The organism is Legionella pneumophila subsp. pascullei (assembly GCF_900637585.1).
Lineage (GTDB): Bacteria > Pseudomonadota > Gammaproteobacteria > Legionellales > Legionellaceae > Legionella > Legionella pascullei.
This window is the reverse complement of sequence record NZ_LR134380.1, coordinates 2,500,586-2,520,008: the sequence shown is the minus strand read 5'-3', so window position 1 is coordinate 2,520,008 and position 19,423 is coordinate 2,500,586. Positions and strand designations below refer to the sequence as shown.

Sequence of the window (19,423 nt, the reverse complement as noted above, 5' to 3'; positions counted from 1 at the left end):
AATTGAGAAAGCCACCTGGTTAATATGTCATTCAGTTATAAACCAGAAAGACTCTAAGAACTATGTTTACCATGATCGTATGCTTGTTTATCGCCGTATTACTGCCTTATCTGGCAAAAGTACCCGTTGCTTATGCCATGCATAAAGCAGGTGGCTATGATAATCGTTATCCCAGAGAGCAACAAGCTCGCTTGCAAGGGTTTGGCGCAAGAGCTCTGGCAGCCCATCAAAATGCTTTTGAGTCTTTACTGATATTTGCAACAGCCTCTTTAACTGCTTTGGCAACTAATTCGGTGTCTTTACCGACACAATATCTAGCCATTGCCTATATTATTTCTCGTTTTTTTTACCATTTATTCTACTTGCTGAACTGGTCTTCCCTGCGTTCAACTGTATGGTTTTTGGGAGTATTATGTTGTCTCTCTATTTTATGGCTTAGTATCCCTTAAACTTTGGTAAGGCACATATTTATGCAAAAAATTTATTAAGTGATAATTTAAAATGCAAAAACTCAACAATTTATCATCTAATTGGCTGTAACCTCTTACTCTTTATCTTTGGCTTTGTTATCTTAAATAAGAAGTTCCAGATTTTTTACAAGGATGTGAATATGTCTGACTTACAACAATTGCCCAAGACTATCCTGAGATTTTCCTGGCATTTTATTAAAAAAAGTCCCTGGCTTTATGCCTTGTTTTTCATGGCGCCAGTGGTGATGGTGCTTGAAACGAATGTGATTCCCTATGCTTTAAAAATGATTATTGATGGGATAACAAACCATAAAGGGGGAAAAGAAAGCATTTTTCAAGACATTGCACCGGCTTTGTATTTGGGTGGAGTTGCCTGGTTTGGTGTGATTCTGGTGTTGCGCTTGCATAATTGGTGGCAAGCCTACCTTGTTCCTCAATTTCAAGCCAATATTCGTATGACCCTTTTCGGTTATTTAATCCAGCATTCTCATCATTTTTTTTCTAATCAATTAGCAGGCAATTTAGCTAATAAGATAAGCGATATACCCCGATCATTGGAAGCCATTCGTAAAATTGTATCTTGTAATGTAAACACTACTTTTGCAGCAATTGTTGTTTCAATCGTTTTAATGTTAACCATTAATCCCTGGTTTGCATTCATTTTGTTAAGCTGGATCATAATTCAATTGTTTATCAGTTTTTATTCAGCAAAAGAGATCAATAAGCTGGCAAGAGTGAATGCGGAAGATAAAAGTATTTTAAAAGGAAAAATCGTTGATTCTTTGAATAATATTAATACCGTAAAATTATTTGTCCAAAATGAGTATGAAAAAAAATACGTTTGGAAAACACAAAATAAAGAGGTTCAAAGCAATAAGCGCCTGGTTCTTTTCATCAATTTTTTTCGTCTTTTAGTCGATGTTCCAGTCAGTATTATGTTAATCGCTATGATTTATTCAGTCATCAGTTTCTGGCAGAGAAACTTAATCAGCACAGGTGACGTGGTCTTTATATTTGCCACTTCATTTGCCATTATGAATCAAATGTGGAGTCTCAGTAATTCGCTTTGTGATTTGTTTGTCGAAATAGGGATAGTAAAGCAGGCGCTCGCCATATTATCCCAACCTATAGAAGTTCAAGATATAGCCAATGCAAAAGAGTTGAAAGTCACTCATGGCGAAATCAGGTTTGAAAATGTGACATTTCGTCATAGAGATGGTCAGGAATTATTTACTAATAAATCGTTAGTCATACCGGCTAAACAAAAAGTTGGACTTGTAGGTTATTCCGGGGGCGGTAAAACCACATTTATTAATTTAATTCTTCGTTATTTTGATGTAGATAGTGGAAGGATATTGATTGATAATCAAGACATTAGCGAGATCACACAATATTCTTTAAGAAAATCAATCAGTATGATTCCCCAGGATACCAATCTATTCCATCGCACTTTATTAGAAAACATTCAATATGGCAAAGAGGATGCCGGAAGAGATGAAGTAGTTACAGCAGCTTCTTTAGCAAATTGCATGGATTTTATTCAGAATTTGCCTCATGGTTTTAATACTATAGTAGGGGAAAGGGGTACCAAGTTGTCAGGCGGACAAAGACAAAGAATCGCCATAGCAAGAGCGTTTTTGCATCATACTCCCATATTGATTTTAGATGAAGCCACTTCACAACTGGATTCCTTGACTGAAGAATGCATTCAAGAATCCTTGCAGCCGTTATGTGAGGGAAAAACAACCATAGTTGTGGCACATCGTCTTTCAACGCTTCTTAACATGGATAGAATCCTGGTTTTTGATAAAGGAACAATAGTAGAAGATGGTACACATCAAGAGTTGATAGAAAACAATGGATTATACAAATCCATGTGGGATGCGCAAACCGCAGGTTTCTTGCCTGTGGAGCAAGAAGACGAGGCGGAGCGATCTAAAGAATTTGATCGTCCCTATTTGGCACAAGTGTAATGTAATTAACAGAAGTAATTTTATTGCAACGCGACACCCATCAACTGGATGTCGACATTCATGTAAACTCGGTTTCTCAAAATAAGCAAAACAAAATACCTGGGTCTGTCTTCCAGGTCATTTGTCATGCGCCAGGGGCTGTTGTTTTTGGCGAGCCTGCTATAAAACGACGATTACGGGCAAATTTCGGGAAAAACGGTCCGATTTTAACAATAAAATCATAAGCCATAAGAAGAGCCCCCAAGGCAAATACGACATCTCCTGGAAAACGAAGCCATTGCCATAATAATGTGGTGTTGTAGAACTCAAGACTTCTGGCATAGGATAGTCCATGTTCATATACTGCCATTAGTTGTGACCAGCCGATTGGGAAAAAATTTAAGACAATCCATAAAAAGAGACCAGCGTTATATAACCAGAAGGCATAAACACCCAAGCGGTCATTCCATGTTTTATTTTCACCAGCAGCATATCTTAGGCAAAAATAGATTAACCCGAGAGCAAGAAGCCCAAATGCACCAAATAAAGCAGTATGAGCATGATTCAATGTCAGGAATGTTCCATGCTCATAGTAATTAATCAGTGGCGCATTAAGCGTACCTCCACCGAACACTCCAGCACCAACAAAATTCCAGAACGCAGCTCCCAATATGTAAAGATAAGCAAGATTGTAGGTAAACGCTCCCTGCTTTTTAATCAGTTGTCGATGCTGAATCGCATCAATAATCAGAAGAACCAGTGGCAAGACTTCGATAAAAGAAAACATGGAACCCAGTGGAATCCAAATTTCGGGAGTACCTGTCCAGTACCAATGATGACCAGTACCTATTACTCCACCCAGGAAGATTAAAATGGATTCAAAGAATACTGTTCTCTCTGCGGCTTTTCTGGAAACCAAACCAGTTCCCATAAGTACGTAGGCGGTAGCACAGGCAGCAAAAAACTCAAAGGATTGTTCAACCCATAGATGCACAACCCACCAACGCCAGAAGTCTGTTATGGTGAACGATTTTTCAATACCTGTTAAGGGGATCATCCCAAAGCAATATAAAACAGCGACATTGATAGTGCTGGCCCAAAACAGGTTTTCAAGTTTGATTCGACCCGTCCAGAATTCAATGGTGGCTTTTTTTAATCCGTCCCATGTAGGCCACATACCACGGAAAACAATAAAGCTCCAAAGAAACAATCCAATGCAAAACCCGATTTGCCACAACCTTCCTAATTGTATGTAAGACAAGCCTTGATTACCTAGCCAAAACCAGGCTTTATCAATATAACCCATAATTCCCAGGTAATTGCCAAGGATAGCTCCACCTACTACGAGCAAGGTGACATAAAACAGGAAGTCAACTAAAAATCCCTGTCCTTTGGCTTCCTTGCCGCTAATGATCGGTGCCATAAATATGCCTGCACTTATCCATGAAAGCCCAATCCAGATAATGGGAGTTTGGATATGGACGTCGCGAAGGAAATTAAAGGGCAGCCAAGTATTGACATTAATACCGTAGAAACTTTCCCGTTCGGCATAATAATGAGCCATGATGGCTCCTACTGCAATTTGAAGCAAAAGAAACAAAGCAGCTACAAGGAAATATTGGCCTACTTTACGCTGGCTTTGAGTTAGGGGTTTGAAACCCGAAAAAATAGGTTCCATGGGTCCATGATCAACATCACTTAAATAACGGTGATAGATGTAGAGAACCGCACCAAATCCCATAAACACAAAGCAAAATGAAATCCAGGTCCAATAAAACGTCCCTGATGATGGTGTATTGCCAACGCTTGGCTCATATGGCCAATTATTGGTATAAGATATGTTTTGATTTGGGCGGCGAGCTATTGTTGTCAAGGAGGAATAAATAAGAAAGTTTGCAGTTTTAAGCGCGGTATCAGGATTTAAGCTGTAAGCTTGGGTATAACCCGCCATAAAATTATGATTCAGTAACGATTGGCTGATTTCAGCCTGTAATTGCCGTATTGAGGTGGCAATTGCCGGTGTCAGGATGCTCGTTTTTTTATTGAGATCAAGGCGTTGCAGTGAGTTCTGCATTTCTTTATTAATAACGAATTGCTCGCTTTCTGTTAACTCAGAATAGGTTTTATTAAAACGAATTTTGGCCAATTCTTCCTGGACCAACTCTCCCAAACGTACCAAATATTTTGCTGTATAGTCTTCGCCAAAATAGGAGCCCATACCATATAAGCTGCCATAGTCCATTAAGTCAGCGCGTTGAAAACCTGCTTTTCCTTCCACGATGTCTTGTGATGTCATCACCGTTTCACCTGTAGAGGTCACAAAACGGTCTGGTAAAGGAGGTACCAATTGATAGGTTTTAACAGTGCCCCAGATGAGGATTAGAAAACAAAGAATGGCAGTGACTAGTAAAACCCATTTTAAAACATTGGTTACCGGATCAAATGGGTGATTTATTTGAACAGGTGTTTCATTTGCAATATTATGCATCAGGCTATCCTTAGCGGTTGTTTCAACTCAGGCATTGATTATAAAGAGGATCTTTACAAGAAACAATTCATATTACCTGCGAGACTGATTCTGACAAAACCATACTTCTACCATACACTAAGAGTTAATCCTCATCGAACAATGCCTGCTTTTCAGAAAGAGGATGCGGTTCTTTTATAAGGAAAAGTAGTGCATAAGGCATAATTGATGGCATAAAACAAAACACTGAAACCAAATGACAACAACAGAGAGTTTTTTAATAGCAATAGTATTAAAAGCACCAATGTTGCACGTACTATTTCTAAATAAAGAATACTACTATTGCCATCTGCAACTCGACCAAGAGTAAAAAGTGTCAGTAAAATTAATGCTCCAATTAACCAGGATGTGACAATAGCGGGATCAAAAACAAGAGATAGATAAGTGTATAAGAAAACTGCAAATGCAGTATTGGTTAACATATAAATTGCGGGTGACCTCGTATTTTTTTTAACCGTTGTTCTTTTTGAGATAGTGGAGTTTTCTTGTTGTAAGCGATGAATGATCCATTCTGGCGGCATAAAGAACGCGCGTAATACGTCCCACTTGTTTTTTAACCCTTTACCATAATACAGAATATCTTTGATCACTTTGATGTTGGCGTAAAAAGGATCCCATGAATCCAGGGGTTCGGTGACTCCATAATCAGCCGGCTCTTTTTCAGGTTCAAAAGTGCCAAACAGTTTATCCCAAATAATCAGGCTTCCCGCATAATTTTTATCTATGTATTGAGGGTTTTTGCCATGATGAACTCTGTGATGAGAGGGGGTATTAAATATTTTTTCAAACCAACCCATTTTCCGGATGGATTCAGTATGAATCCAGAATTGATAGATGGTATTGATAGAAGCGACAATGACAAACATCCAGGTTGGAAAACCAATCAGGGCCAAGGGCAAATAAAACACCCAGGAAGTTAATGTCTGGAAATAACCCTGTCTTAAAGCAACAGATAAGTTAAAGTGCTCACTTTGGTGATGAACTGAATGACCTATCCAGAAGAAACTGTTTCTGTGGCTTGCTCTGTGGTACCAGTAATAGAAAAAATCAACCCCAATCCATAAAAGCAGCCAGGAAAAAATCGATCGAGGATTAACATTAAAAATAGCGTAATGCTCATATAAATAATAGTAACCATAAATAATCAGGCCCTTGATGGGGAGTGCGCCAATTTCTTCAAGAATACCACTGCTGAAATTATTGACCGAATCATTTAATTGATAGACACCGGATTTTTTGTAATAGGCTACCCAATATTCAATTCCTATGAGGAGCAAGAAAAGAGGTGAGGCAAAAACCATTAAATTAATATCCATAAATATCCTTTGAACAGTGATAGACGTTTTGCAATGGGTATTTTCGATTTTGTTGACGTTGTGGCTTATGTCTTATTTTCTAATACTTTTGTTTTGCTTGTAAATAATGATATTGTTATCAGCCTCGTTAGAAATTATTCTAAAGGATATTTGATGCATCAGGAACATCTCGGTCAAACTGATACCCCTAAAATAGATCCTTGGTTAGTTTTTGTCATATTAATGTTGATGGCTTTGATGCAAACCACAACAGATCAATATATTCCCTCTCTTCCCGCTATTACCACAGCGTTGAATAGTACCGAAGCATCCATTCAGTTAACTATTTCTATGTTTATGTTGGGTTTAAGCATATCTCACGTTTTTTATGGCCCCTTATCAGACAAGATAGGACGAAAACCTCCGTTACTGTTCGGCGTTGGGCTAAGTATACTAGGTAGTTTGTTTTGTTTTTTTGCCCCCACCGCCAGTGTGTTAATTTTGGGTCGATTTCTCCAGGGCTTTGGAATTGGTTGTTGCAATTCAGTGGGGCGATCTTTGGTCAGAGATCTATTTACCGATCGTTTGCTGGCTAAAATTGGCTCTTATGTAGGTGTCGTCAGTATTTTTATTATGGCGGCCTCACCCACTTTAGGAGGATTTATTCAAGAGAAGGCGGGGTGGAAAGCCAATTTTTTGTTCTTATTTGTTTTTGGAATCCTTGTTTGGCTTTTGGCGTTTAGTATTCTTCCTGAGACGAATAAACACTTAAATCCTGAGGCTACAAAAATCAAAGTGATGGCAAAGAACTATTTCACTTTATTACGTAGCAAGGTCTTTTTGGGATATACATTGTGTGCTTGCTTTGCCTTTGCTGGACTGGTTTCGTATCTTACGATTGCGCCATTTCTATTTCAAAATACCTTGGGCTTGAGCCCTTTGGAATTTGGGCGTTTAACTTTTTTTATTGCGGGCGCCATTTGTTTTAGCGGGATTGTAAACAGTCAGTTAGTCATGCGCAAAGGAATATCCTTTATGGTTTGTACCGGTGTTCTTTTTATGATTGCCGGTGGTTTAAGCTTGTTACTTATTACAATACTGGGTTGGTCACAAATCTATTCTATTATGATCCCAATTACCTTATTCAGCGCTGGTGCTGGATTTACATTTATTAATGCCTTTGCTGGTGCTTTTCATCCTTTTCCACAAATGGCTGGGACAGTTGGAGCTTTATATGCCAGCATGCAGGATTTAAGTGCGGCACTAACCAGCGGTTTTATTGCCGGAGTTAAGGGGTATGGCCAATATTCTTTAGCTATGATATTACTGATTTTAGGTTTAAGTTCTTTAGTGGCATGGTATTATCTTGGATTGCAAGATGACGCTATTTCAAATTAAGGGGTATTAATGAAAATTACCGATGAAGAATTGAAAAAAATTATCAGCAAATTGTCTGGTTCCAAATCTGATGACATTCATGATGATACGGCACTAATCGAAGATTTACATTTGGATTCTTTAAAAATTGTTGAACTTTTGGCTATCCTGAGTGAAGAATATCAATTAGAGGTCAGTGAAGAAGATGCGATGAATTTTCATACTTACAAAGATTTATATGATTTTACCCAAGCTTGATAGTTATCGTTCATTTCATTTTTTGTAGTAAGCTTGGGCATTTTGATCCAGGGCTGTGAAGCTAAAATTGTTTATTCTTATAGATTAACTATCCGTTTGGGCTGAGGAGGCGTTTACGCTGTCTCGAAGCCTTTACGAAAAGAACCAACAAGGCTTTGAGACAGCCTCAAGTGCTTCCTCAGCCCAAACGAACAAGGACAGGGGATAATTGAAAAAATTTCAAAGATGATCTTGTTTATTTTTATATAAAATTCAATTTGTTAAATTAGAATTCGCCAATCGCTTCCCTTGACCTTGGGGTTTTTCGCAAGTCCAGACCTTAACAATCCCTGAAGTCAAATCAGACAACTTCCAGTAAAGAACAGGCTGCAATTCCTCCTCCACCTGCTGCCACCAAAAGTACCTTCTCACCGGATTTTATGTTGCCATCCGATCTCAGTCGATCTAAAGCAATGCCTACACTGGAGCCCGAAGTATTTCCTGTTTCTTCAACAGTCTTTATCGTTTTTTCTTCAGGGAAACCTAGTTGTTTTGCTACAGACAAAACCAGATTTTTATTTCCCTGATGAGGAACAAGCCATTGGATGTCAGAGATTGTCAGATTTAATTCTTTTAGAAAATCCTTGGCGCTGTCTGCCATGCCATGGACTGCTTTTACAAATAAAGCAGTACTTTCTTTTATGGTAATGTAAAATTGCTCATGATCATTGCAAACCGCAGCAGGTAAGCGAGAACCTCCTGCTGGGGTTGAGACGGCATCGTATACTTCACCATCAGCAAACAACGCAGACGCTATAAAACAAAAATCAGCGTCTTCTTTATCTTGAGAAACACAACAAGCTGCTGCCCCATCACCGAATAAAACGCTGGTTGCAAAATTGTTTTTATTTAGGAATTTGGAGCGAATTTCGCTGGCTATGAGCAACACCGAACCACCATTGGTCTGTGCTAAAGCGGCACTCGTATGCAAACCGACAACAAATCCGGCACAGGCAGCCCCTATATCAAAAGCTCCGGCGTTTTGTAGACCAAGTCTGTATTGTACGAGAGGGCTGCTTGGGGGAGAGGGATAATCCCCTGAGATAGTGGCCAGGATCACTTGATTCACGTTCTGTTTTTCTCTGGGTTTTTCTATAAACAATCGTTCTGCCGCCTGCACAGCCAGATCGCTACAAGCTTGATCCTCATTCACCCAATGTCTGTTTTTAATTCCAGTTGAAAACCCAATCACGGCTGGATTTTGGGTGCTATTCATCCAAGTGAGAACATCTTGATTACTCATGACTCTCTCGGGAAGCGCGACAAAGGGGCCTTTTAGGTAGATGGCTTTTTCACAGCGGAAAAAATTCATGACAATAATCCTTCTGAACGCATTAAAGGCAGACCACCACTGACTGTTACTACTGATCCCGTCATAAAAGAGGTTTTTGACAAAAGAGGATCAATGGCTTCTGCAACCTGACTTGGTTCACCCATAGTGCCCTGTGGAATAATTTGCATTACTTTTTCCTGATAGGCTGGATTTTTCCAAAATTGCTCTGTTCTGGAGGTTTTAATTAAGCCTACGCGTACTATATTAGATAAGATATTGTTAGCACTGTAATCAACAGCCAAATTTAAGAATAATCCTTCCAGAGCAGCCTTTGCTGCACAATAAACTGGATATCGGCTGGTTCCAGCTGTCGCTGAAAGACTTGAAATGAGGACTAGTCGCCCAAATTTATTTTTTAGCAAGTAAGGTAATAAACGATGAATAAGCCAAATGTTGCCATTGAGATTGTTATCCAGGTAAGCACGAACCGCGTGATAGGGCAATGCGTGTAATTTACGCAGCTGAGTGACCCGAGTGAATGCATTTAATATTATGCCATCTAGTGGTTCTTTTAAAATCAATTCCAAATCGTTTTCACACGCTTGAGGGTCTGAAAAGTTATAAACGAAGCCTGTTACTTCTATGCTTTGTTGGCGGTATATGGCAAGAGTTTGATTAAGACTGCTGTCATTAGAACAGGTAATGATGATTTTATCGCCTGATTCACTGCGTCGTTTCGCTATGGCTTGTGCAATATCAGAGGAGCCACCAGTAATCAGGATATTCATTTTGCCCCCAACTCAATGAGATATTGTTCAATAGTATTGATCGATTCGTAACGCTCTTTTTCCAGTGGAATGACAGGGATTTTAATTTCAAATTCCCGTTCCAACTCAATGATTAACAAGGCCAGCATCAAACTATCCAGACCACCTTGCTCAAGTTTCGCCTGTTTGTTTTCAGGAAGACTGGTAAGCCCAATTCGTTCCAGTACTTGTTCTATTCGATTACTCAGCATTATTTTTTTCCTTCTCATCAAGGTCGTCAATATCCAAAACCAGTGCGTTCCTGTCAAGTTTCCCATGTTTATTTCTGGGCAGGGATGGCATGAGATGTACTTGTATAGGTAACTTCCTGGGTAGCAAATGTGTTTGTATTTTTTCTGTTAAATATTGCTTGGAAATCTGGGAATGCAGAGTTGTTTTTTCGATACAAACAACTAATCGTATCCCGTATATCCTATCTTCCTGAGGGATAACAATGGCTTCTTTTATCACATCAATTTGGCAAATTTTTTGCTCTATCTCAGAGAGGTTAACTTTTTCTCCCCCAATATTAACAAGGCTGTCTCGACGGCCTTTAATTGCTACTAACCCATTGGGTAATATTTCTGCAATATCTCCTGTAGATAACCAACCGTTTTGTATTTTAGTGCTATCTTTTTCACCAAGATAACCCAGCATTATTTGAGTGCCGCGAATCAATAATTCATTCTCAGTAGAAAGTTTCACCTTCCAATCGCCAACAGGATAGCCTGCATAATTTTCTGTAAATAAAGGATCATCACTGGAATAAGTCAGTACCCTTGGAGACGCTTCAGTTAATCCGTAATTGTTATAAATGATAGCGTTAGGAAATATTTGTTTCAAATCCGCCCTGAGCGCGGTGGATAAAGGAGCGCCAGCAGAAACAATCGCTTTAATTTTGGCTGCGCTATCAGGGTATCGTTTTGCTATGGCATTGATAGCTACCCAGTGAGAGGGCACACCACTCCACATTTGAGGGATAGTACCTTGTTCCATTAGCATTTTAATGTCTGTAAAATGAGTAATTAGTCGGGTGCTAAGTCCAAACATTAAACCAGGGAGCAATTGGCCCAGAAGGCCGAAAGAATAGGATAAAGGTAAAAATAGCAATTGATCTTGAACTTTTTTAAATTCCAGCGCCTTCATAACAGCATGACAGTTGGCTTTTATATTGATGCTTGATAGTTGAACTGCTTTAACTTTTCCTGTACTTCCTGAGGTGAAGAGAACAAGTGCTGTCTGATGATGGGGCTTAATCGTTTTATTTTCATATATTTCCTGCAATTCTCCTTTTTCATTGATCATTATGGCATTACCCAAAAGAGAAAGCCGTATTTGCTTTTCCTCTTCTGAAATGGAATTGGGGAAAAGGGCAATAGGTCGATTTGTTTCTAAACAGGCTAACAGTTGAATAATAAATTCAATGTCGGGTGCTGCATAAAGGATAATGATGGTTTTTGGAAGTTTCAGGAGTTGGTTTGAGCACTCTAAAACTGCATGTGTTAATTCATCAAAGGTTATTGCTTGGTTTTCCTGGGCAATTGCTACTTTATCTGGAACATCTGGCGCCAAAAACTGCATGATTTTATTCCTCAATTTTATTGAGTTGCCAGGTAGCAACTATTGGCAGAGTTTTATCCAAAAGATGTTTACGACAAAAATTCCTGCGAATTTTTCCACTGGTAGTATGTGGCATGGCCTTAAGAGGAATCAGGACAATAGTATGTACCTCCAATTGGTGGTTTTCGTAAACCAGTTCAAAAATCTCATTGAATAAATTATCTTGAGTTACTTCATCCATGAAGCGATTTTTTACTTCACACATCACCGTAAGTTTGTATTCATGTTCTTCTTGAATCACAAAAGCAGCGCATTTCCCTAATATGTGATGTAGAGGAGAATGCATCAGACTGTACTCAATGTCCTGGGGATAATGATTTTTACCATAAATAATAATTAAATCCTTAATACGTCCAGTAACGTATAACTCATTTTCATGGAGAAAGCCCAAGTCCCCAGTTCTTAAATAGATAGAGCTACTCTCATTTTCTTTAATTTTCCCTTGGAATGCATGTTTTGTTTCTTCGGGTTGGTTCCAATAACCTTGGGCGACACTGTTGCTTTGTACCCAAATTTCACCAACCTGGTCAAAATCACATGGGGTTAAGGTGTCAGGGTCAATAATTTTAACTGTTTGAATAGGATTACCACTACTGACTAACTTGTAACTGCCCGGACTGTTATCGTCTGAAAAATGCACGCGATGATCCTGAAATTGTTCTTTGGCTAAGGTTAACGTTTTGTATGGATTTCCTGGTGTTCCTCCGGTTACTAACAAAGTGGCCTCAGCCAGGCCATAGCATGGATAGAATGCTTCTTTACGGAACCCAAACTCTTTAAATGCCTGATAAAAATGCTCCATGGTTTCCGCTCTTACTGGCTCAGCGCCGTTGAATGCGGTCATCCATGAACTTAAGTCGAGCCCTTCTTTTTTTTCTTCCCTGATTCGTTTGACACAATAATCGTAAGCGAAATTGGGGCTGCCACTGATAGTCGCTTTGTATTTCGTAATATTCTTTAACCAGGAAAGCGGGTTTTGTAAAAATGAAAAGGGAGACATCATGACCGCCTGAATTCCACCATAGATGGGTGTCAGAATGCAGCCAATCAAACCCATATCGTGATGGGGGGGCAACCAGCTGAAAATAATGGTTTCATCATTCATATGAAAAGAAGTAAAAATTTTACCCAGATTATCCAGCAAATTATGGTGACTCACCATCACACCCTTAGGATGCATGGTTGAGCCGGAAGTGTATTGTAGAAATGCAATGTCATTGCTCTCAATAGAAGTTGGTTGCCAACTACTGCTTTTGCTTAACTCAATGCTATCAAGCGCGATGGCAGGAATTTTCAAGAATCTGGGATTTGTTTTTAATTCGTCTGCAGTGAATTTTTTGATATGATCTGCAATCATCAGTACTATTACTGGTTTTGAGTTGGTTACAATGCGCTGTGCTTTATCCAATAATTTTTCTTGAGCGGGGGGGTAAATTGGTACAGCAATGCAACCCGCGTAAAGGCAGCCAAAAAATGCCTGGATAAGGGGCAGTCCAGGTGCAAACAGTAACAAGACCCTATCACCAGGCTGTGCTCCTTCCTCTTGTAAAGTTGCGGCAATGGCTTTGGCGTGTTGATCCAGTTGCTCATAAGTCATCGTCTCTTCTAACTCTTTGTTCAGAAAAGTACAGCTTTTCTTGTTAGGGCTATGTAAAGCTCTTAACCTTACGATGTCAACCAGAGACTGGCACTGTAAATATTCTTTTTTCACTATAAAACACCTTAATCGCTATATGAGGTTTTTTGATAGTTTAGCACTTGCCCCGCATAGGACAGGCCACCACCTACACTCATCAGGAGAATTTTTCCTGAGCTATCAAACAATTTTTCCTCAACTGCCCTTGCTAATGTATAGAGAACCGATGCACCGCCTATATTGCCTATGGTATCAGCATCCCAAATTATTATTTTGTTGTTTAAATGATTTTCATGAAGTATTTGATCTATTAATTTTCGATTGACCTGATGTGGAATTATCCATGTTATCTCATTTTTTTCCTTTTCTGTTGGCAATAAATTATCAAGCATTTGCATGTATCTGGAATAGGCTAATTCTTTCATCAAGGTTTCATCACCGACTAAATGATAACCAATCGAATCAATTTGCTCATGAGTCGGCGGGAATACGCCTTGAGTCGTGAATGCGTTTACGTATTGACCGTCGGTAGAAAAAAAACTCTTTTCAATGGTGAAAGACCCCTGCTTATTTTTTTCCAAAAGTAAGGAGGCTGCTCCATCAGCCAAACCTATCCAGGTTTTTTCATTTTCAGGGTCAATCACTTTGGAAAGCGTTTCAGAGCAACAAACCAAGATTTTTTGATAGCCCAAAGCCATCAATGCGTAAGCAAAATGCAAGGTTGATAAAGAGGTAGAGCAACCGGTTTTTAAATCGTAAGCAGGGGCATTTAATCCCAAACTTCCGAGTACAGCAGCCGCTTGGGAGCCTGTAAAGCGTTTATTGGTTGTGGACCCTAAGAGAAATGCGTCTATCTCTTCCGGTTTATAATGCGCAATAAGCTTTTCTACTGCTTGAATAGCCAATGACTCAGAAGTGAGCTCTCTTGAATTATCGAGTGATTCCCAAGGTTTGTGGCACCAGTATCGAGTATGAAAGCCAAATTCTTCACCTATTTTTTCTGCGAATTTTTCGAGAAAACCTTGAGATTTATCGGCAGTTCTCGGAAAATTTTTTAAAATTTCAAAATTTGTGATAGGGCCCGATTCAGGCAAAACTCTTGATGCCCCAGTAATTTCAAATTGTATATCAGGTTTTAAAATATTCATAAAGTGGCCTTATCTTGTCTGGAGCATGTAAAGTGATGGTCATTGAAATTACACTCTTTCTACTCGGCCAGATCAAGAATTTTTATCTTTTTCGTATAAATAGCTCTAAACTTATACAATTAAGAGTAGCCTATTTTGGGAATTAAGTTATTATGAGTATTGATCAAATTTCCAAGTTACAAAGTCTCAGATTCCAAGATTTAAATATTGCAAGAGGAAAGAAGTATGTCTTCCCAACATACAGATAAGACGTTAATTAAATGGATAGACAATTTAATTGATGAACGAAGCTTTTTACCAATAGGTTCTGAATATATTCCGGATAATAAACCTTATTCCCTTTCTGGCGCTGAGGTGATTACCGGATTAGCCAAAGTGAATCAAAGGCCAGTAGCGATTTACGCCCACGATTCTTCGGTCAACAGGGGTTATGTTACCCGCCAAGGTGCTAGAAAGATTATTCATTTAATGGATAAAGCGGAAAAATTACGCATTCCTATCGTTGCCTTTTTAGCATCCCCAGGTGTTTCTCTCGAAGAAAATTTATTAAGTGGTGATGAATACACGCAAATTATTGCTCGCAATATTAGATTGTCTGGAATTATTCCCCAATTTGCAGTGATACTTGCCCCCACTCTTGGAGCACCTGCCTATTCTGCTGTGTTAATGGATTTGTTATTTTTTAACAAGCATAGAAGTTATCTTATGGTGACTAGCCCTATGGTAGTGCAACAAGCCATTGGTGAAAAAGTGACTATGAGTGAACTGGGGAGTGCAACATTGCATGCAACGACAACGGGCATTGCTGATTTCGTGGATGATAGTGTAACAGCACAAATAAATCATGTGAAAGCCATGCTTGGTTTTTTTCCTCTGCATACGAATGAGCGCCCGCCGGTTCATTCTATAATAGAGCCTAATCATCCCATTCCTGATATTCCTGCAAATCCCAGAGTACCATTTAACATGCTCAATTTAATTCAGGCTGTAGTGGATAATTCAAACGTTATCCAGTACAAAAGGACTTATGGTCAGGCAATGATTTGTGCTTTCGTACACCTGCACGGTTTTGCTGTAGGGGTTGTCGCTAATCAGAGTATTCGTTATAGCGGGGCCATCGATTCTGATGCAGCTCAAAAAGCAGCCAAATTTATACGAATATGTGATGCTTATTCTATACCGATTTTAACTTTCATCGATGTTCCCGGTTTTATGCCTGGCAAAAGAGAAGAACAAAAAGGATTATTGCAACATGGAGCAAGATTTTGTGTCGCGATGCAAACCAGAGTGCCAAGATTAAGTGTTATTGTGCGTAAATGTTATGGAGCGGCTGCTTTTCTTATGATGCAAACCAAATCGCAAAATGGCGATTTGGTTTTGGCTCTGGAAACAGCAAATCTCGGTGTCATGGGTAAGGAAACGACCAGTAAGGTGCAAGCTATGGATGGTCAAGCAGCACAGGAATCATCACAGCCCCAATTGTCAGATAAGTCTCAAATTGATGATTCCCTCCTGGAGGCTTATTCTCTAGGCTTGATTGATGAAATTATCCAACCGGCTCAAATTCGCAGTCGCCTGGCATCTCATTTAGAGCTTTTATATAGAAGTATGGAAACCATGCCTTTGGCAAAACACTCTATTGTATAAGGAAAATAATGACTTCTTATGAGAATTTGATACAACTGTCTGAGTTTTTCGAGTCATGCTTGGGTAATCCTTGGGATGACAATTCTCCTGTTAGTTTTCAACAAATTTTACTCGCTGACGAGCAGGAAATATTAGCTACATCACCAATGGAATTCATTAAGCAATGGGGTTATTTGGACTATACCATACCTCATTATTTAGGAGGTAAATTGAGTTCTCTGGATGAAATATATACTTTAACCAGATTATTGGCCAGACGTGATATCACTATGGCTATTATGTTTGGATTGGCTTTTTTTACTGCATTGCCAATATGGATAGCGGGAAGTTCCAGGCAAAAGAAACGTTTGAGCGAGCATCTTCGCCAGGGACAGATAGGCGCTTTGGCTTTGACGGAAGAAGAGCATGGAACCGATCTGACCTCCAATAAGATGAATGCCAAACCAACTGAAGAGGGTTGGGAAATTTCAGGACGAAAATGGTGTGTTAATTTTGCCACCTTGAGCGAGTATGCTGTGGTGTTGTGTCGTACTAATGAGAAGGGAGGGCTATTAGGTTTTTCTTTGTTTTATATCGATAAAAAATCAACCGAAAAGGGGATTTCTCCCACACCTAAGCTGCCCACTCACGGAGTCAGAGGGTTAGACATCAGTGGTTTTTCTTTTGATAAGGTGAACGTGTCTAAAAACGCATTAATAGGTAAGGAACAACGTGGTTTGGAAATCACCTATAAGGTATTCCAAATTTCACGAACCTTATGTGCCTGCTTGGCGATTGGAGGAGCTGATACTGCTTTGAGGCTGGCAGTGTCTTACAGCTTGCAAAGGCAACTGTATGGCAAATCAGTGTTTGAAATACCAGCAGTAAAACAACGGCTGGGTGAGTTATTTACTCTTTTATTAATCGCGGATTGCACAGCTCAGGTCGTGGTTCGCGCCTGTACAGTAATACCAGAAAAAATGAGCCTTTGGTCAGCAATTATCAAATTTCTTATTCCGCAGATTGGGGAAGATATAACAGAACAGTGTGCCATCATTCTAGGTGCCAGAGCTTATCTGCGAACCACTCAATGGGCTATTTTTCAGAAAATAAGACGCGACATTCAAGTGGTTGGTTTGTTTGATGGGAGTACCCAGGTTAATTTATCCCTTATTGCAGGTAATTTGCTACCTCAGACAGGAATGCGGGGTAAAAACCGGGTAGAGCATTCCGAAAAAATAGAGAAAATTTTTAATATTCATTTGTCTTGTCCTCCTCTTGAAGAGGATAATTTGGGCTTGTTTACTCATGAAGAAGATGATGTATTGGCTGGCATCATGTGCTTAAACTCAAGTCCAATCAATCCGCTTATCACTACAATACGTCATGAAATTGAAAAACTGGATCAGGAAGTCATCCATTTACATGATCAGAAATTATTTGACCCACGCAGTTTGACTGTTTTTCGTTTGGCAGAAAAATATTGCTGGATCTTTGCAGCCAGTTGTTGTTTGCAGTTCTGGCACTATAATCAGGAGGCACTTTCTGATGGTTTGCAAAATACAGATTGGCTGGATTTGGCGATGCAGTTAATTCTTAAGCGATTGAATTCAGATTCGATGATTGATAGTGTGTTGCAAGAAGCTATGAGTGAGCGTTTGTATTCTTTTTTTCAAAAAAAACAGCTGTTTTCTATTATGCCAATACATATAGCGGAGTAATGAGGGATGAATTGGAAGAGGTTTTTAATTGCTACCATGACAAAGAAAAAATATCAATTTTTTCTGAATGATACTAAGCATCCTAAAGAGGCCCGAGATCGCTTATGGAATTCGGAAATTGTACCGTTGCTGAAAAAATCATCTTATTGGCAGAAATTATTAAAAGATCTATCGTCTGTGGCTCTTAATGACTTTGGAATTACAGAATATGAAGAGTATCAGGAAGGATTGTTGGCAGCGCAGCATTCTACCATTCAACCTTTTAATGGTGAGGAATTGATTTTTTGGTCAGAAACTTCAGGAACATCGGGGGTCAGAAAATTTTTCCCTATAACGGATTCATTTCAGAAACAATTTCAGCGAACGATGGCCCCGTATATTTACAGCCTGACTCAACGGTTCCCTGGTTTTTTTAAGGAAAAAATGTTGTATCTTGTCGCAGTAGATACTCATAAAACGACTCCTGCTGGTATTCCTACAGGATGGATTAGTAATTTTAATTATCGTCATTTGCCTTCTTTTATTAAACGATTTTATGCCATGCCTGATGAGGTCTTTGCCAGCCATGAGATTTACGAACAGTGGGGACCTATCTACGGTTTGGCTTCTGATTTAAGTGCTATATTTGCTGTGACGCCTATGGTAATCGATGCTTTTTATCAGCGCTGTATCGACGGTTTTAAAGACTATCTTCCCTATTTATTGGATAATAAACCTCTGCCATCACATCTTCCGCCTCTTAAGATAACCCGTAAAAGACGAGGACATTTGCAGGCTTTAGCCAAGGCTGATAATCTCTCATTCAAACAACTGTGGCCATCTCTGGAAATGGCTGGTTGTTGGACATCCGGACTTTGTGAATATCCTGCCCATCAATTACAAAAACTGCTGGGTTCTGAGATTAAATTGGTAGATGGCACTTATTCCGCAACCGAGGGGTGGTTAACGGTACCTATAGAATCTGACAGCGTGGGGGGAATCTTACATCCCGGTGCCCATATTGTGGAGTTTATTCCAGAGGGAGCGGCAATTGAAAAAGATAATCTTTTGCAATGCTGGGAGTTGGAAGTAGGAAAAAAATACGAAGTATTTTTGACAACAGCTATGGGATTTGTCCGCTACAGACTCAAGGATATAGTGAAATGTACCGGCTATTTGAACAGCTCACCAAAACTTGAGTTTTGTTATAAAACGCAACTCTTAAAATTGGAAACCTGCTCAATTACTGGTAAAGAATTGCAAAGCGCAGTGCTGGCAACGCATCTTAATATAGAGCCTTATTGGTATTTTGCGCGCAATAGTGTGGGGAATCGTATTGTTTTGGTTACTGATGATGAGACGGAGATTTCTGAGCTATCACTGAAAAAATTGCATGAGCAATTAATCCATATTAGTCCGACTTATGCTCATAGTGTGGAAACGGAAGAGGTTTTACCTGTGACCCTGTTGCAACTGTCTAAGGAGAAATTATTAGCTGGCATGCATGGGCAAACCAAACCGAAATTTATCTCTCAGGAGGTTATTGCTGAGAGATAAAGCATCTGCTGACAAATTCATTTCTTGCTAATCGCATCAGGATAGAGAGATTCAGGCCTATTTTATTTGGCTTCGAGGGGTAGTTATCAATAATGGTAGTGGAGATTGTTTCCAGAATCACTGCTTTGCATTTGATCAA

The 19,423-nt window shown here is 39.4% G+C and carries 15 protein-coding genes; 7 read left to right on the top strand and 8 right to left on the bottom strand.

Translation table 11 applies throughout. The annotated features are described in order from the left end of the window. Window positions 1–62: 62 nt before the first annotated feature. Together EL201_RS11225 and EL201_RS11220 are read left to right on the top strand one after the other, a co-directional pair. A complete protein-coding gene (locus EL201_RS11225; RefSeq protein ID WP_027222340.1) occupies window positions 63–449 on the top strand; it encodes an MAPEG family protein in 387 nt (128 codons plus the stop codon). 161 nt (window positions 450–610) lie between these two features. Further along, entirely contained in the window at window positions 611–2,443 is a 1,833-nt protein-coding gene (locus tag EL201_RS11220) for an ABC transporter ATP-binding protein (RefSeq protein WP_027222339.1), read from the top strand. Window positions 2,444–2,567: 124 nt separating this feature from the next. Here EL201_RS11220 and EL201_RS11215 read toward each other — a convergent pair whose 3' ends face one another. Together EL201_RS11215 and EL201_RS11205 are read right to left on the bottom strand one after the other, a co-directional pair. Beyond that, window positions 2,568–4,910 (bottom strand): nitric-oxide reductase large subunit, encoded by a 2,343-nt coding sequence (locus EL201_RS11215; protein WP_027222338.1) that lies wholly within the window; start codon window positions 4,908–4,910, stop codon window positions 2,568–2,570. Window positions 4,911–5,062: 152 nt separating this feature from the next. Next, window positions 5,063–6,265, bottom strand: a complete 1,203-nt coding sequence (locus tag EL201_RS11205) for a sterol desaturase family protein (RefSeq protein ID WP_027222337.1) — start codon at window positions 6,263–6,265, stop codon at window positions 5,063–5,065. A gap of 153 nt (window positions 6,266–6,418) precedes the next feature. Here EL201_RS11205 and EL201_RS11200 point away from each other — a divergent pair, with 153 nt between their 5' ends. Both EL201_RS11200 and EL201_RS11195 read left to right on the top strand, forming a co-directional pair. Next, window positions 6,419–7,642: a multidrug effflux MFS transporter gene (locus EL201_RS11200; protein WP_027222336.1), complete on the top strand. Its 1,224-nt coding sequence runs from the start codon at window positions 6,419–6,421 to the stop codon at window positions 7,640–7,642. Window positions 7,643–7,651: 9 nt separating this feature from the next. After that, window positions 7,652–7,879: an acyl carrier protein gene (locus EL201_RS11195; RefSeq protein WP_027222335.1), complete on the top strand. Its 228-nt coding sequence runs from the start codon at window positions 7,652–7,654 to the stop codon at window positions 7,877–7,879. Window positions 7,880–8,219: 340 nt separating this feature from the next. Here the strand turns inward: EL201_RS11195 and EL201_RS11190 are convergent, their stop codons facing one another. The 6 genes from EL201_RS11190 to EL201_RS11165 are packed head-to-tail and all read right to left on the bottom strand — an operon-like array spanning window position 8,220 to window position 14,401. Further along, window positions 8,220–9,230 (bottom strand): 3-oxoacyl-ACP synthase III family protein, encoded by a 1,011-nt coding sequence (locus EL201_RS11190; protein ID WP_027222334.1) that lies wholly within the window; start codon window positions 9,228–9,230, stop codon window positions 8,220–8,222. Further along, a complete protein-coding gene (locus EL201_RS11185) occupies window positions 9,227–9,979 on the bottom strand; it encodes an SDR family NAD(P)-dependent oxidoreductase (RefSeq protein WP_027222333.1) in 753 nt (250 codons plus the stop codon). The genes EL201_RS11190 and EL201_RS11185 overlap by 4 nt, the downstream gene beginning before the upstream one ends. Then, entirely contained in the window at window positions 9,976–10,209 is a 234-nt protein-coding gene (locus tag EL201_RS11180; protein WP_027222332.1) for an acyl carrier protein, read from the bottom strand. The genes EL201_RS11185 and EL201_RS11180 overlap by 4 nt, the downstream gene beginning before the upstream one ends. Continuing rightward, window positions 10,199–11,578 (bottom strand): class I adenylate-forming enzyme family protein, encoded by a 1,380-nt coding sequence (locus tag EL201_RS11175; RefSeq protein WP_027222331.1) that lies wholly within the window; start codon window positions 11,576–11,578, stop codon window positions 10,199–10,201. The genes EL201_RS11180 and EL201_RS11175 overlap by 11 nt, the downstream gene beginning before the upstream one ends. Window positions 11,579–11,582: 4 nt before the next feature. After that, on the bottom strand, window positions 11,583–13,328 hold the full coding sequence (locus EL201_RS11170) for a fatty acyl-AMP ligase (protein ID WP_027222330.1): 1,746 nt from the start codon (window positions 13,326–13,328) through the stop codon (window positions 11,583–11,585). A gap of 11 nt (window positions 13,329–13,339) precedes the next feature. Further along, window positions 13,340–14,401 carry a 3-oxoacyl-ACP synthase III family protein gene (locus tag EL201_RS11165; RefSeq protein ID WP_027222329.1) on the bottom strand — a complete coding sequence of 354 codons (1,062 nt, stop codon included), beginning with the start codon at window positions 14,399–14,401 and terminating at the stop codon, window positions 13,340–13,342. A 225-nt stretch (window positions 14,402–14,626) separates the two neighbouring features. Between EL201_RS11165 and EL201_RS11160 the strand changes: the two genes are divergently transcribed. From EL201_RS11160 to EL201_RS11150, 3 genes are read left to right on the top strand one after another with little or no spacing between them, the layout of a single operon-like run. Beyond that, entirely contained in the window at window positions 14,627–16,048 is a 1,422-nt protein-coding gene (locus EL201_RS11160; RefSeq protein ID WP_027222328.1) for an acyl-CoA carboxylase subunit beta, read from the top strand. An 8-nt stretch (window positions 16,049–16,056) separates the two neighbouring features. Next, entirely contained in the window at window positions 16,057–17,748 is a 1,692-nt protein-coding gene (locus EL201_RS11155; RefSeq protein ID WP_027222327.1) for an acyl-CoA dehydrogenase family protein, read from the top strand. Between the two features lie 6 nt (window positions 17,749–17,754). Beyond that, window positions 17,755–19,284 carry a GH3 family acyl-acid amido synthetase gene (locus tag EL201_RS11150; RefSeq protein WP_027222326.1) on the top strand — a complete coding sequence of 510 codons (1,530 nt, stop codon included), beginning with the start codon at window positions 17,755–17,757 and terminating at the stop codon, window positions 19,282–19,284. The last annotated feature ends 139 nt before the right edge of the window (window positions 19,285–19,423 follow it).